Source organism: Streptomyces sp. WG7, from assembly GCF_049975785.1.
GTDB lineage: Bacteria > Actinomycetota > Actinomycetes > Streptomycetales > Streptomycetaceae > Streptomyces.
The window spans coordinates 1-13,996 of record NZ_JBNGGE010000087.1; the positions used below are offsets into that span (position 1 = coordinate 1).

Here is a 13,996-nt window from a genome sequence, read left to right on the forward strand (position 1 = left end):
AGGCGGCCTGGGCCGCGGAGGCGGCCGCCGCGGCGGCCGGTGCGGCGGCGTTGGCGGCGATGCGTGCCGACGTGTTGGCGGCGCGGGCCGAGGAGATCGCCTCCTGGGCGGCCTTGGCGGCCCCGCGGGCCGCGTCGGCGGCCCGGCCGGCGGCGTTGGACGCCTTGGTGGCGTCCTCCTTGGCCGCGGCGGTCTCCGCGGCGGCCTTCTGCGCGGCCTCCTTGGCCAGCTTGGTCGCCGCGATGGCCCGCGCGGAGGCCTCCTTGGCGGCGTCGGTCTCCACCCGGGCCTGCCGGCCGGCCTCCTCGGCCTGGGCGACCAGGTCCTCGATGGTGGCCTGCTCCTGGTCGCGGGCCCGCGCCACGTACTGGCCCACCTCCAGGAACGCGGTCACGTCCTCCGGAGCGCCGTCCAGCGCTGCCCGAGCGGCCTCCTGGGTGGCAGGACCGCCAGTGGAAAGGATCTGGACCACCAGCACACGCTCGTCGCTGCGCTCGGCGTCGTACTGCCCCTCGACGATGAAGCGCTGCACGTCCTCGGCGGTGCCGTTCATGGCGGCCTGGCCGACCGCCTTCACCTGCGGCCCGCCGGCGCTGATGATCTGGGTGGCACGGACCCGCTGGTCCTCCGCCAGCGGAGCCTGCCAGCCCGACTTCAGGAAGGTGTCCAGGTCCGCCGGCGTCCCGGCCAGAGCCGTCTCGGCGGCCTCCCGTACGGCCCGGCCGCCGACCGAGAAGATCTGCACGGTGGCGACCCGGTCGTCCGCCAGCTCCGCGACGGCCAGCTCACTGTCGAGGAACGTGCGCACCTGCTCGTCCGAGCCCAGCAGCGCCGCTTCCGCGGCCGCCTTCACACCGGGCCCGCCCGCCTTCCAGGCGCGCAGGACCTCTCCCCGGTCGGTGGCGGGAATGTGGTCCGTACTCGCCGCTTCGTCGGAGGCGGGAACCTCGGCCACCGGTGCCGCGACGGCCGGGGCTCCGAGGAGTCCCACGACGAGTGAGAGGAGAAGGGCCAGGCAGAGCGCCCGCGCGGACTGTCGCGTGGCGCTTGCCCGGCGGTCGGTTCCCAGGAGCCGGAACAGTCCGGCCCTGGTTCTGTATCTCTGTATCAACGTAGGTCAGCCATTTCTTGTCAGCCCACCATGGTGGATGCGAACGGGAGTTCGGCCACGGAAGGATACGCGGCGCGACGCCGCGTCAGCTGATGAATGATCAGACCGCTGAGGCGCGCGTGCGTGGCCGGAGGCGGAGCCCGACCGCTCGTACAGCCGCGCGCGGCCGGGCTCCGGGGCGCTCGGCGCGCCGCGTGCCCCGTCGGGGAAGGCAGCCGACCGCGCCGTGACACCGGCGGCCCGCGGGCACCGGTGAACCGCGGGCGCCGGCGGCACGCTGGGTCACGGCTGCGGGTGCTCCGCGGGCGAGGGGGATCTGTGGGCGCGGGTGGTCCGCGGGCGGGGGTGGCCCGGTGGCCCACCGGCGCGGGCGGCCCACCGGCGCGGGCGGCCCGTCGGTGCGGGCGGCCTGCCGGCTCACCCGTGCGGGTGGTCCGGTGGCCGACCCCGCACCGGCGGGCCGTCGGTGATCGGCGGCCACGCCGCGCAGGGGCGTGCCGGGCGCCCGTGTCCGCGGCGAGAACCGTCGGGCCGGCCTCAGGCCGCCTGTGCCGAGGCCACCGTTTCCGCCGCGTGCATCGGCCGTCCCGAGCCCAGGTCCGTCAGGATCGCCGCCGAGGCCCGGTGGCCGGAGTGCAGCGCGCCGTGGACGGTGCTGGTGTCGCGGTGGTCGCCGCACACGTACAGGCCGGCCAGTAACCGAACCGGCCTGCGCAGGTCGTGCGGTGGGCGCATCGTGGGCACCGCCTCGGGCGTGTGGTGCACGGCGAGGGTCTCCCAGCGGGTGGTCGGGGTGCCGTAGAGGCGGGAGAGGTGGATGCGTACGGCGGTGTCGACGTCGGGCGGGGGAGGGCCGAGGACCGTCGACGAGACGAGGGTGCGACCGGCCGGCGCACGGGACGGGTCCACCTGGCTGACCACCGCCGTGTGGGCGACCGGGCCCCCTCGGTCCGCGTCCAGCAGCAGGGCGGCACCGGTCGTCGGGGGCTCGTCCGTCGTGTGGTGCACCACCGTCACCGGGTGGAAGTCCGGCACCCTGAGGCCCGGCAGCAGCTCGGCCGCGGCGCGGGCGTCGGTCGCCACCAGGACGGCCCGGCAGCGGATGACGCCGTGCTCCGCCGTGGTCACGGCGTTGGTGGCGACCGAGGTGACCCGGACACCGGTGTGCACGGTGCCCGGCGGCAGCGTCCGCGCCAGCAGCTCCGGCAGCGCCTCGGCGCCGCCCTCGGGCAGTCCGAGCCGTCCGCCGGCGAACGCGCGCAGCGCGAGGTCGGCGCACCGGCTGGAGGTCGTGAGGTCAGGGTCGCACAGCAGGGCGGCGAGCAGCGGGCGCAGGAAGCCGTCGATCGTGCGGGCCGGCAGCCCGCGGACCGCCAGTGCCTGGGCGGCGGGCAGCTCCGGGCGGGCCAGCAGCCGCTCGACCGGGGTGTTCGCGAGCCGGGTCAGCGCGGCGCCGAGCCGGGCCTGGTCGACCGCGGTGCCGAGCGGGGCGCCGACGCGCGTACGGGGCGCGGGCGCGGGCCTGCCGGACGCGTGGGGGATGTGAACAGCGCGCCGGGGCGCGGGCGCCGACCGGGGGGCGCTCGCGAGGGCGCGTACTGCATGGAGTGCGCCCCTTGCGCTCCTTGCGCCCCGGGCACCCGCCGGGGCGCCCGCGAGGTGGTGACGGCCCTCGCTGTGCAGCAGGACGCCGGGGGCGAAGGGCAGCAGTGCGGGGCCGGCCGGCCCGGGGGCGCGGTGCGGTTCGGGAAGTGCCGTGGGCAGCAGCTGTCCGATCCTGTCGAGCCGGAAGCCGTCGATCTTCTCGGTCGCCATCCGGCCGCCCACCGTATGGGCCACCTCCAGGACCGTGGTCGTCACTCCTGCGCTGGTCAGCCGATGCGCCGCGGAGAGTCCGGCGATCCCGGCCCCCACGACGACGACGTCCGCCTGGTACGCGGGCTCAAGCACGTGCCCCTCCTCGAGGTTGCGCGGCCGCTGGAGACGTCATGCCCCCAACTGCCTTGAGGAATACCCGAGTTCGAGTCGAGGTTAGGTCTGGAAAAGGTCAAGGGGAGTCGCATGGAGGCAGGGCACGGTCGCACGACGGTCGCATACGGGTGTCATACGGGTGCTATGTGGCCGTCATTCGGTCGGGAACTGGCCGAAGGCGACGAGGAACGGGCGGGCGGGCGCGGCCAGGGTGGCAGCGGGTGAGGCCGGGGCGGACGAGGCCGGGGCGGACGAGGGCGGAGCGGACGAGGGCGGAGCGACGAGGCCGGGGCGGGGCCGGCCCCGGGTCCTCCGGCACGGCCGCCCCGTCCCCCACCTCACAGCGCCGCCCGGATCGCCCCGTCGATCTCCGGGAACGCGAAGCGGAAGCCCGAGTCCAGCAGGCGCGCCGGGAGGACCCGGGCGCTGCCCAGGACGTCGCCGGCCAGCTCGCCGAGCGCGGCGCGCAGGACCGGGGCGGGCACCGCGAACGGCGTCGGGCGGTGCAGCACGCGCCCCATGGCCGCGGTGACCTCACGGTTCGTCACCGGATGCGGGGCGGTCAGATTGAACGGGCCGGACAGGTCCCCGCGGTCCAGCAGGTGCCGGATCGCCGCCACCTCGTCGTGCAGCGCCACGAAGGACCAGTACTGGGACCCGTCGCCCAGCCGTCCGCCGAGTCCCGCCCGGAAGAGCGGGAAGAGCCGGCCCCAGGCCCCGCCCCGGCGGGAGACGACCAGCCCGGTGCGCACGAACACCGTCCGCACGCCCGCCTCGCGGGCGGGGGCCGCGGCGGCCTCCCACTCCAGGCACAGGGACGGCAGGAAGCCCTCTCCCGCGGGCGCGCTCTCGTCGACGGTCCGGTCGCCGGTCTGCCCGTAGAAGCCGATCGCGCTGCCGTTCACGAAGACCCGCGGAGGCGTCTCCAGTGAGGCGACGGCCTCCGCGAGCGCCGTCGTGCCGTGTACCCGGCTGCTGCGGATGCGCGTCTTGTACGCGTCGGTCCAGCGGCGGTCGCCGATCCCGGCCCCGGCCAGGTTGACCACGGCGTCGCACCCGGCGAGCCCGGCCGCGTCCACGCGTCCGCCCTCCGGGTCCCACCGGACCTCGTCCGCACCGCGCGGCGCGTGGCGTACCAGGCGCACCACCTCGTGCCCGTCGGCGGTCAGGGACCGCACCAGTGCGCTGCCGATGACACCGGAGGCGCCGGCCACCGCGACGCGGGATCGATCCCTGTCCGTGGGCCGGTCGTCCGTGGGCCGGTCGCCCGTGGGCCCGTCGTCCGTGGGCCGGTCGCCCTTGCGCTCGCCACTCGTGCGCCCGCGCCGTCCCCCGCCCGCGCGTCCGTCGTTCCCAGGCCCGTCGTCCATGCGCCCGTCGTCCATGCGCCCATCCTGCCGGGTGGCCCCGGAAAAACCCCGGACCGGTGCCCGGACCCGCGTCGTACAGTGACCGTCATGCCAGTTCCGCACATACGCCAGGCCAGGTCCGACGACGAGCAGCCGCTGCGCCGGATCGACCACGAGACCTGGTCCTACCTGCACGCCGTCTCGCCCCGACCGGAGCCGGACGACCCCTTCTTCCGCGAGACGTGCGGCCCCGCCGACCACCTGGTCGCCGAACTCGACGGCGCCGTCGTCGGCTACGTCCGCCTCGGCTTCCCCACGCCCCTGGCCTCCAACACCCACGTACGCCAGATCCGCGGCCTCGCCGTCTCCGACGCGGCCCGCGGCAACGGCGTCGGCCGCGCCCTCGTCCGGGCCGCCGTGGACGACGCCCGCCACAAGGGCTTCCGCCGCATCACCCTGCGCGTCCTCGGTCACAACACCGCGGCCCGGGGGCTCTACGAGTCCGAGGGCTTCGTCGTCGAGGGCCTGCAGCCGGAGGAGTTCCACCTCGACGGCGACTACGTCGACGACGTGCTCATGGGCCGGTCGCTGACCGGCCCCTGACGCTCACGACGCGACCGGCTCGCCCGTGTCCACCGCCCGGGTCGCGTCGGCCGCGCGCCGCGCGTCGGCGGCCACCTCGTCCGCCGTCAGCACGTAACCGGTCCCGGCGTCGGAGGTGGAGCGGGCGAAGACCACGCCGTACACCCGGCCGTCGGTGGTCAGCAGCGGTCCGCCCGAGTTGCCGGGGCGGACCGTGGACCGTATCGAGTAGATCTCCCGGGTGACGTTCGCGTCGCTGTAGATGTTCTGGCCGGTCGCCCGGACCCGGTTCGCCACGGTCGCCGCCCGCAGGTCCAGGTCGCCGTCCTGCGGGTAGCCCGCGACCACCGCGGGATCACCGCGCTCCGCGTTGTCGTCGAACCGCAGGACGGGCGCGGTCAGGTCCGGGACGTACAGCACGGCCACGTCCTTGCGCGGGTCGAACAGCACCACCCGCGCCTCGTACGACGGCCCCACCCCGCCGACCCGCACGGTCGGGTCGTCGATGCCGGCCACCACGTGGGCGTTGGTCATCACGCGCTCCGGCGCGTACACGAAGCCGCTGCCCTCCCGGCCCTGGGAGCCGGCGACGCCCTCGACCTTCACCGTGCTGAGCTTCGCCGCCTCGGTCGCCGCCGCCGTGACACTGTCCCCGGAGGGTTCGGCGACCTTCGCGGTCGACTCGTTCTCGAACGGGTTGAAGACCTGCGGGAACCCCGCCTCGGCCAGCGCGGACGTCGCCCCGGAGAACCACGCAGGAGTGGTGTCCGGCATCGCCCGCTGCACCGCGCCCAGCAGCGTCGAGTCCCGGATCGCCGAGGTGAGCAGCGAGGAGGAGGACGCCGCCAGTACGCTCGCCGCCACCCACGCCACGATCAGCGCCGCCGCCGCGTTGGCCGCCGCCCCGCCGATCCCGTCGGCCGCCCTGAGCGGCCCGGCGTCCAGCTCCCGGCGCAGCCGCAGCGCGGGCCGCCCCGCCAGCTCGTGGCCCACCACCGCGGGCACCAGCACCGTGATCACGGCGGTCACCGTCGCCGCCGTCGAGCCCGGCGCCACCAGGTCCATCACCCACGGCAGGATCCACACGCCGATCACCGCGCCGCCCACGAAGCCGGCCAGCGAGACACAGCCGGCCACCAGACCGCGCCGGTAGCCGGAGGCCGCGTAGGCCAGCACCACCAGCACCAGCAGGATGTCGAGCACGTCCACGCGCACCGCCTTTCCACCGGGCCCCCTGCGGCCCCGGTCCCCCGAGCACGTGCCGGACGGGCCGGGAGATCGGCCTCGGGTCAACCGGAAAACGTCGTGGACCGGGACGATGGTTCCGCCAGGTGGCACAGCACACATCGCGGGCGGACCGGATCAGCCGGACAGTGGGCCCATGCGTGTCTTCCGAGGACCGGGCGGGGACCGGGAGCGGCGTGTGGTCCCCGTACCGGGCGCCGCCGCCCGCACGCCGGGCGCGGTACGGGCGCTGCTCGGCTGTCTGCCCGGACTGGCGGCCGCCGCCGCGCTGGCGCTGTGCGCGAGCGGTGTGGAACGGGCGGCCACGACGCACGAGGGGCAGGCCGCCGCGGACCGGTACGCCGCGCCCCGGCCGCCCATCGTGCCCCGGTCGCGGTGGCTGGGCGACGCCGCCCGGGCGCAGCCGCCCCCGCGCTACGACGACAAGGTCCTCGCCGTCTTCATCCATCACACGGACACGCCGAACGGCTACGACTGCGCCGACGTGCCGGCCATCCTCCGCGGCGTCTACACGGGGCAGACCGGCGCCCGGGACTGGGACGACATCGGCTACAACTTCGTCGTCGACCGCTGCGGCACCATCTACGAGGGCCGCGCCGGCGGCATCGACCGCCCCGTCACCGGCGCCCACACCCAGGGCTTCAACCACCGCACCACCGGGATCGCCGCCCTCGGCACCTTCACCGCCGGCGTGCCCGTGCCCGACGCGCTGACCGACGCGATCGCCGCGCTGGCCGCCTGGAAACTCGGCCGCGGCGACACCGACCCGCGCGGGAAGGCCAGCCTGGTCTCCAGCAACGGCCTCAGCCGGTACGCCGCCGGTTCCACCGCCACCCTGCCCGCCGTCGCGGGCCACGACGAGGGCTACCAGACCAGCTGCCCGGGCGCGGCCCTCACCGCCCGCCTCCCGCACATCAGGGACGTGGCGGCCCGGCTCCAGGGCCGGCCCGGCTGACCCGCGGGACGGGCACCGCGGTCGCGAGGGCCGCTGACACCCCGGCCCCCTACGGGCCGGCCCCCTACGGCCGGCCGCACCGTCCGCCCGACGCCGGCCGCCGCCGTACCGCCCGAGGCCGGGACGGGCGGCGGGATCAGTCCCGCCCGAACCGCTCCCACAGGCGCGGGAAGCGGGCGGCGAGGGCCCGGTCGTCCTCCAGGTCGACCGGAGTGCCCAGCGGTTCCGCGGGCGCGGGCGCGATGCCCAGGTCGGGGGCGACGGTGCCGGTGAGCTGTTCGTAGGCCTCGTCGGCCGCGTAGCCCAGCTCCTCGCCGTCGCCGTCCAGCTCCTCGTCGAAGTCCTCCAGCAGCTCGGCGAGCGAGTCGGGATCGTGCACCCCGCCCTCGTACACCTCGCGGCCCTGGCCGATCAGCCAGCACCGGAAGTAGTCGAAGGCGTCGTCGCTCGCCCCGCCGAGCAGCACCCACGCGGCGCCCCACAGGTCCCAGGTGCAGGCGCGGTTGTAACGCGCCTCGAAATGGCGGGCGAAGTCGAGCACCAGGTCCGGGTCCAGCCCGAGGAGCCGCTCCACGAGCAGTTCGGCCTGGTCCTCGGGATCGCCGTCGGCGCCCTGCCGGGTGGCGTCGATCAGCTCCCAGAACTCCGTCTCGTCCATCACGGGTCCAGCATCGGTCCTGGACGGGGGCGACGCACGCGGAGTGCGGCGGATCGTCATGTCCCGGCCGGGTCGGCGTCGCCGCGCACGCCTTCGCCGTTCACTCCGTCGCCGTACATTCCGGCCAGCCGCCGTGCCTCCCGCGCGAACCGCGCCCGCATCGCCTCGGGCGCCAGTACCTCCACCTCCGCCCCGAGCCCCCTCAACTGGGTGTGCGCGATCTCCTCGGACTCCACCGGCAGCGTCACCGTCACCCAGCCGTCCGCGTCCGGCGCCCCGGCGGCCCGCAGCGCTTCCCGGGCGGACAGCGCGTCGACGACGTGCGCCAGCCTGCGCGCACCCTCCGGCGACAGCCGCACCACGACCTCCACCCGCAGGATCGACCGCGCGAACTGCTCGGCCCGCTCCGTCCAGAACGCCGGCAGGTCGAAGTCGTCGTCCCGCTCGAAGCGCTCCTCGCCCGCCTCCACCGCCGCGAACCGGTCGATGCGGTACACGCGGAAGGGGCCCTCGTCCGCCGCCCGCGCGACCCTCGCGCACAGGTACCAGACCCCCGCCTTCAGCACGAGCCCGTACGGCTCCAGCTCCCGCACGACCTCGTCCTCGCCGCGCCGGTAGCGCGCGGTGACCCGCCGGTCGTCCCACACCGCGTCCGCCACCGCCGGCAGCAGCTCGGGCGTCCCGGGCTCCCGGAACCAGCTCGGCGCGTCCAGGTGGAACCGCTGTGCCGCCGTGCGGGAGGCGTCCCGCAGGGACGGCAGCAGGGCCGCCGACACCTTCAGGCGGGCCGCCGACGCCGCGTCCTCCAGGCCCATCTCGCGCAGCGCCCCCGGCACCCCGGACAGGAACAGCGCCTCGGCCTCGCCCCGGGCCAGTCCGGTCAGCCGGGTGCGGTAACCGCCGATCAGCCGGTAGCCGCCGGCCCGCCCCCGCTCCGCGTACACCGGTACGCCCGCCTCCGACAGCGCCTGCGCGTCCCGCGTCACGGTCCGCTCCGACACCTCCAGTTCCCGGGCCAGTTCGGCGGCGGTCATGGCCGGGCGGGACTGGAGGAGCAGCACCATCTTGATGAGGCGGGCAGCGCGCATCCCCACATCATGCAGGAGGCCCCCGCCGCGGCGGGGGCCTCCTGTCAGACATGCCTGAGCCTTACAGGCCGTAGCGCTCGCGCGCCTCCTTCACGGACGTCGCCTTGACCTCGCCGCGCTTCGCGAGCTGGGCCAGGGCGGCGACGACGATGGACTCGGCGTCGACACCGAAGTGGCGGCGCGCGGCCTCACGGGTGTCCGACAGGCCGAAGCCGTCGGCGCCCAGCGAGGACCAGTCCTGCTCGACCCACTGCGCGATCTGGTCCGGGACCTGGCGCATGTAGTCGGAGACCGCGAGCACCGGGCCCTCGGCGCCCTGGAGCGCCCGGCGGACGTACGGCGTCCGCTCCTCGCCGCGCAGCAGCGCGGCGTCGGCGTCCAGCGCGTCCCGGCGCAGCTCCGTCCAGGAGGTCGCGGACCACACGTCGGCGGACACGCCCCACTCCTCGGCGAGCAGCTTCTGCGCCTTGAGCGCCCAGTGGATCGCCGTGCCGGAGCCCAGCAGCTGGATGCGGGGGGCGTTCGCGGCCGGGGTGAGGCCGGCCGACTCCGCCGTGTTGAAGCGGTACAGGCCCTTGACGATGCCCTCGTCGACGCCGGGGACGGCCGGCTTGGCCGGCTGCGGCATCGGCTCGTTGTAGACCGTCAGGTAGTAGAAGACGTCCTGGTCCTCGCCCGGGGCGGCCTCGCCGTACATCCGGCGCAGACCCTCCTTGACGATCGCCGCGACCTCGTAGGCGAAGGCCGGGTCGTACGTCAGGGCCGCCGGGTTGGTCGCCGCGATGGCGGGGGAGTGGCCGTCCGCGTGCTGGAGGCCCTCACCGGTCAGCGTGGTGCGGCCCGCCGTGGCGCCGACCAGGAAGCCGCGGCCGAGCTGGTCGCCGAGCTGCCACATCTGGTCGGCCGTGCGCTGCCAGCCGAACATCGAGTAGAAGATGTAGAACGGGATCATCGCCTCGCCGTGCGTCGCGTACGACGTCGAAGCGGCGATGAAGTCGGCCATGGAGCCGGCCTCGGTGATCCCCTCGTTGAGGATCTGGCCGTTGGTGGCCTCCTTGTAGTACATCAGCTGGTCGCGGTCGACCGGCTCGTACGTCTGGCCCTTGGGCGAGTAGATGCCCAGGGACGGGAAGAGGCTCTCCATGCCGAAGGTGCGCGCCTCGTCGGGGACGATCGGCACCCAGCGCTTGCCGGTCTCCTTGTCGCGGACCAGGTCCTTGACCAGGCGGACGAAGGCCATGGTGGTGGCCACGCTCTGCGAACCGGAGCCCTTGTCGAAGGAGGCGAACGCCTTCTCGGCGGGCGCGGGCAGCGGCGCGACCGGGTGGACGCGGCGGGCCGGGGCCGGACCGCCGAGGGCGGCGCGGCGCTCCTGGAGGTAGCGGACCTCGGGGGAGTCGGCGCCCGGGTGGCCGTAGGGGACCACGCCGTCGACGAAGGCGCTGTCCGTGATCGGCAGGCCGAGCAGGTCGCGCATGTCCTTGAACTCGTCCACCGAGAGCTTCTTCATCTGGTGGTTGGCGTTCTTGGAGGCGAAGCCGCGGCCGAGGGTGTGGCCCTTGACCGTCTGGGCCAGGATCACGGTCGGCGCGCCCTTGTGGGCGAGCGCGGCCTTGTACGCGGCGTAGACCTTGCGGGACTCGTGACCGCCGCGCGAGTAGTGGAAGCACTCGAGGATCTTGTCGTCGGACAGCAGCTTCGCCATCTCGGCGAGCTGCGGGTCCTTGCCGAAGAAGTCCTCGCGGATGTAGGCGGCGTCGCGCGTCTGGTACGTCTGCACCTGCGCGTCGGGTACCTCGCGCAGGCGGCGTACGAGCGCGCCCGTGGTGTCGAGCTGGAACAGCTCGTCCCAGGCCGTGCCCCACAGCGACTTGACCACGTTCCAGCCGGCGCCGCGGAACTGGGCCTCCAGCTCCTGCACGATCTTGAAGTTGGCGCGGACCGGACCGTCGAGGCGCTGCAGGTTGCAGTTGATGACGAAGGTCAGGTTGTCCAGGCCCTCGCGGGAGGCGAGGGTGAGCGCGGTGGTGGACTCCGGCTCGTCCATCTCGCCGTCGCCGAGGAACGCCCACACGTGGGAGTTGCTCAGGTCCTTGATGCCGCGGCTGGTCAGGTAGCGGTTGAACCGCGCCTGGTAGATCGCGGAGATCGGGCCGAGGCCCATGGAGACGGTCGGGAACTCCCACAGCCAGGGCAGGCGGCGCGGGTGCGGGTACGACGGCAGGCCGTTGCCGCCGGCCTCGCGGCGGAAGTTGTCGAGCTGCTCCTCGGTCAGGCGGCCGTCGAGGAAGGCGCGGGCGTAGATGCCGGGGGAGGCGTGGCCCTGGACGTAGAGCTGGTCGCCGGAGCCGTCACCCTCCTTGCCCTTGAAGAAGTGGTTGAAGCCGGTCTCGTACAGCCAGGCGGCGGAGGCGAAGGTGGCGATGTGGCCGCCGACGCCGTACTTGCTGCCGCGGGTGACCATCGCCGCCGCGTTCCAGCGGTTCCAGGCGGTGATCCGCTGCTCCATCGCCTCGTCGCCGTCCACGACGGGCTCGTCGGCGGTGGGGATGGAGTTGACGTAGTCCGTCTCGAGGAGCTTCGGCAGCGCGATGCCGGCGCCCTCGGCGCGCTCCAGGGTGCGGCGCATCAGGTACGCGGCACGGTGCGGCCCGGCCGCCTTGGTGACGGCGTCCAGGGAGGCCCGCCACTCGGCGGTCTCCTCGGGGTCGCGGTCCGGGAGCTGGTCGAGCTCGCTCGGCTGGATGGCTTTGGGGTCGGTCATGTCGCCGCCTTCCTCAGTCGAAGGGGGTTCCCTCATCGGCAAGGGTTCGGGGTGCCCTAGGTCTTTGGCAGGACAGGGCGGTGGGCTTCGGTGGAAGCCCGACGGTGACTGTAACTCCGTGATCGATGATCGATCAAAGGGTTGAGGGGCAAAACCTCTCGATACCGAGAAAGTCGGCACGGGGTGCCTCCGGCGGTGGCACGGGGTGACCTTGAAGATGGCGGTTTGTGCAGGTGAGCGCGGTAGAGCTCGGGTGGTTCGGGAGTGTGGCGGGTGCGGGTCCGGGGTGGCCGGTCGCGCGGTTCCCCGCGCCCCCGAACGGCTGCGCCGTTCTCCGGGGGCGGGAACGTGACCGCAGGGGCGACGGACTACGCGCGCGGCGCGCAGCCCAGGACGTGGGCCTTGACGATCTCCGGGATCCGCGGGTCCCGGCGGCGGAACGCCGCGACCAGCTCCTCGTGCTCCTCCGCGTACGACTGCTGCACCGTGCCCAGCCACCGTATCGACAGCGCCGTGAACACCTCGATGCCCAGGCCCTCCCACGTGTGCAGCAGCACCGAGTTGCCGGCCGCCCGCACCAGCTCCCGGTGGAAACCCACCGTGTGCCGTACCTGGGCCGTCCCGTCGGACACCCGGTCGGCCTCGTACAGCGCGGCGACGTGCGGTTCGAGGGCCGAGCAGTCCTCCGCGAGGCGGTCCGCCGCCAGTTCCGCGGCGATCGCCTCCAGGCCGGCCCGGACCGGGTAGCTCTCCTCCAGGTCGGCGGCGGTCAGGTTCCGCACCCGTACGCCCTTGTTCGGGGCCGACTCGATCAGCCGCAGCGACTCCAGCTCACGCAGCGCCTCCCGCACCGGGGTCTGGCTGACCTCCAGCTCGGTGGCGATCCGCCGCTCCACGATCCGCTCGCCCGGCTGCCAGCGTCCGCTGATGATCCCTTCCAGGATGTGCTCGCGGATCTGTTCGCGCAGCGAGTGGACGACGGGCGCGGTCATGGGAGCTCCTTCGGGAGGGGCATGGATTTTATACAGCGGCCCGAGCGGCCCTGGTCGAGGGGCGGTGGTCGGGCGGCGGGCGGGACCCCTGGGGCGTTCGACGTTGAGCAACAATACGGCCGTCGCGGCGGGCGGGTAGGGCGCACGGGGGCGCTTTTACGCAGGTGAGACGAGACTTACACGACCCATACCGGCCGGACACGACGGTGCCCCCGCCCGGAGAAGTCCGGGCGGGGGCACCGTACAGGCCCACTGGCAGGGGGATCAGAGGCCGAGCTCGACCTCGAACTCGCCCGCCTCCAGGATCGCCTTGACCGCCGTCAGGTAGCGGGCGGCGTCGGCGCCGTCCACCAGGCGGTGGTCGTAGGACAGGGTCAGGTACGTCATGTCGCGGACGCCGATGACCGTGCCCTCCTCCGTCTCGATGACGGCCGGACGCTTGACCGTGGCACCGATGCCGAGGATGGCGACCTGGCCCGGCGGCACGATGATCGTGTCGAACAGCGCGCCGCGCGAACCGGTGTTGCTGATGGTGAAGGTCGCGCCGGCCAGCTCGTCCGGGCTGATCTTGCTGGCCCGGACCTTGCCCGCCAGGTCGGCGGTCGCCTTGGCGATGCCGGCCAGGTTGAGGTCACCGGCGTTCTTGATGACCGGGGTCATCAGGCCCTTCTCGGAGTCCACCGCGATACCGATGTTCTCGGTGTCGAAGTAGGTGATGGTCCCCTCGGCCTCGTTGATCTTGGCGTTGATCGGCGCGTGCGCCTTCAGCGCCTGGGCCGCGGCCTTGACGAAGAACGGCATCGGCGAGAGCTTGACGCCCTCACGCGCCGCGAACGCGTCCTTGGCGCGGGCACGCAGCTTCATCAGACGCGTGACGTCGACCTCGACGACCGACGACAGCTGCGCCTGCTCGTGCAGCGCCTTGACCATGTTGTCGCCGATGACCTTGCGGATGCGCGGCATCTTGACGGTCTGGCCGCGCAGCGGGGAGGTCTCCAGGACGGGGGCCTTCTTCGCGGCGGGGGCCGGGGCGGCAGCGGCGGCCGGAGCCGGCGCGGCGGCCTTGGCGGCCTCGGCGGCGGCGGTGACGTCCTGCTTGCGGATGCGGCCGCCGACGCCGGTGCCCTTGACGGTGGACAGGTCGACGCCGTTCTCGGCGGCGAGCTTGCGCACCAGCGGGGTGACGTAGGCGCCGTCGTCCACCGGCTGGGCGGCGGCCGGAGCGGCCGGAGCGGCGGCCGGGGCCGGCGCGGGCGCCGGGGCGGCCTGCTGCGGGGCCGG

At 74.3% G+C, this 13,996-nt stretch carries 11 protein-coding genes; 2 read left to right on the top strand and 9 right to left on the bottom strand.

Translation table 11 applies throughout. From position 1 onward, the window contains the following. The 3 genes from ACP4J0_RS37730 to ACP4J0_RS37740 all read right to left on the bottom strand — a co-directional run. Nucleotides 1-991: ALF repeat-containing protein (locus ACP4J0_RS37730; RefSeq protein WP_426603839.1), on the bottom strand; the 991-nt coding region annotated here is incomplete at its 3' end. A 657-nt stretch (nucleotides 992-1,648) separates the two neighbouring features. After that, on the bottom strand, nucleotides 1,649-3,061 hold the full coding sequence (locus tag ACP4J0_RS37735; RefSeq protein WP_426603841.1) for an NAD(P)/FAD-dependent oxidoreductase: 1,413 nt from the start codon (nucleotides 3,059-3,061) through the stop codon (nucleotides 1,649-1,651). 359 nt (nucleotides 3,062-3,420) lie between these two features. Then, nucleotides 3,421-4,467: a TIGR01777 family oxidoreductase gene (locus ACP4J0_RS37740; RefSeq protein WP_426603843.1), complete on the bottom strand. Its 1,047-nt coding sequence runs from the start codon at nucleotides 4,465-4,467 to the stop codon at nucleotides 3,421-3,423. 72 nt (nucleotides 4,468-4,539) lie between these two features. Between ACP4J0_RS37740 and ACP4J0_RS37745 the strand changes: the two genes are divergently transcribed. Beyond that, a complete protein-coding gene (locus ACP4J0_RS37745) occupies nucleotides 4,540-5,034 on the top strand; it encodes an N-acetyltransferase family protein (RefSeq protein ID WP_426603845.1) in 495 nt (164 codons plus the stop codon). Between the two features lie 3 nt (nucleotides 5,035-5,037). Here ACP4J0_RS37745 and ACP4J0_RS37750 read toward each other — a convergent pair whose 3' ends face one another. Beyond that, nucleotides 5,038-6,222: a MarP family serine protease gene (locus ACP4J0_RS37750; protein ID WP_426603847.1), complete on the bottom strand. Its 1,185-nt coding sequence runs from the start codon at nucleotides 6,220-6,222 to the stop codon at nucleotides 5,038-5,040. Nucleotides 6,223-6,331: 109 nt separating this feature from the next. Between ACP4J0_RS37750 and ACP4J0_RS37755 the strand changes: the two genes are divergently transcribed. Then, nucleotides 6,332-7,213, top strand: coding sequence for a peptidoglycan recognition protein family protein (locus ACP4J0_RS37755; protein ID WP_426603849.1), 882 nt, complete (start codon nucleotides 6,332-6,334; stop codon nucleotides 7,211-7,213). A 136-nt stretch (nucleotides 7,214-7,349) separates the two neighbouring features. Here the strand turns inward: ACP4J0_RS37755 and ACP4J0_RS37760 are convergent, their stop codons facing one another. From ACP4J0_RS37760 to sucB, 5 genes are all read right to left on the bottom strand, one after another. Next, a complete protein-coding gene (locus ACP4J0_RS37760; protein WP_426603857.1) occupies nucleotides 7,350-7,871 on the bottom strand; it encodes a DUF4240 domain-containing protein in 522 nt (173 codons plus the stop codon). Between the two features lie 56 nt (nucleotides 7,872-7,927). Further along, nucleotides 7,928-8,959: a helix-turn-helix transcriptional regulator gene (locus ACP4J0_RS37765; protein WP_426603851.1), complete on the bottom strand. Its 1,032-nt coding sequence runs from the start codon at nucleotides 8,957-8,959 to the stop codon at nucleotides 7,928-7,930. Between the two features lie 61 nt (nucleotides 8,960-9,020). Further along, nucleotides 9,021-11,723, bottom strand: a complete 2,703-nt coding sequence (gene aceE, locus ACP4J0_RS37770; RefSeq protein WP_426603853.1) for a pyruvate dehydrogenase (acetyl-transferring), homodimeric type — start codon at nucleotides 11,721-11,723, stop codon at nucleotides 9,021-9,023. Between the two features lie 368 nt (nucleotides 11,724-12,091). After that, the gene (locus ACP4J0_RS37775) at nucleotides 12,092-12,715 is read right to left on the bottom strand and encodes a GntR family transcriptional regulator (RefSeq protein ID WP_426526830.1); all 624 of its coding nucleotides are present in this window, start codon (nucleotides 12,713-12,715) and stop codon (nucleotides 12,092-12,094) included. Nucleotides 12,716-12,979: 264 nt separating this feature from the next. Next, a partial coding sequence (gene sucB, locus ACP4J0_RS37780; RefSeq protein WP_426603855.1) for a 2-oxoglutarate dehydrogenase, E2 component, dihydrolipoamide succinyltransferase occupies nucleotides 12,980-13,996 on the bottom strand: 1,017 nt, incomplete at its 5' end.

Excerpts from the sequence above, each read along its gene's own strand:
- ACP4J0_RS37740 (WP_426603843.1), bottom strand. The coding sequence starts at position 4,467 with ATGGACGACGGGCGCATGGACGACGGGCCTGGGAACGACGGACGCGCG.
- ACP4J0_RS37745 (WP_426603845.1), top strand. The coding sequence starts at position 4,540 with ATGCCAGTTCCGCACATACGCCAGGCCAGGTCCGACGACGAGCAGCCG.
- ACP4J0_RS37755 (WP_426603849.1), top strand. The coding sequence starts at position 6,332 with ATGGTTCCGCCAGGTGGCACAGCACACATCGCGGGCGGACCGGATCAG.
- ACP4J0_RS37760 (WP_426603857.1), bottom strand. The coding sequence starts at position 7,871 with ATGGACGAGACGGAGTTCTGGGAGCTGATCGACGCCACCCGGCAGGGC.
- ACP4J0_RS37765 (WP_426603851.1), bottom strand. The coding sequence starts at position 8,959 with ATGCGCGCTGCCCGCCTCATCAAGATGGTGCTGCTCCTCCAGTCCCGC.
- aceE (WP_426603853.1), bottom strand. The coding sequence starts at position 11,723 with ATGACCGACCCCAAAGCCATCCAGCCGAGCGAGCTCGACCAGCTCCCG.
- ACP4J0_RS37775 (WP_426526830.1), bottom strand. The coding sequence starts at position 12,715 with ATGACCGCGCCCGTCGTCCACTCGCTGCGCGAACAGATCCGCGAGCAC.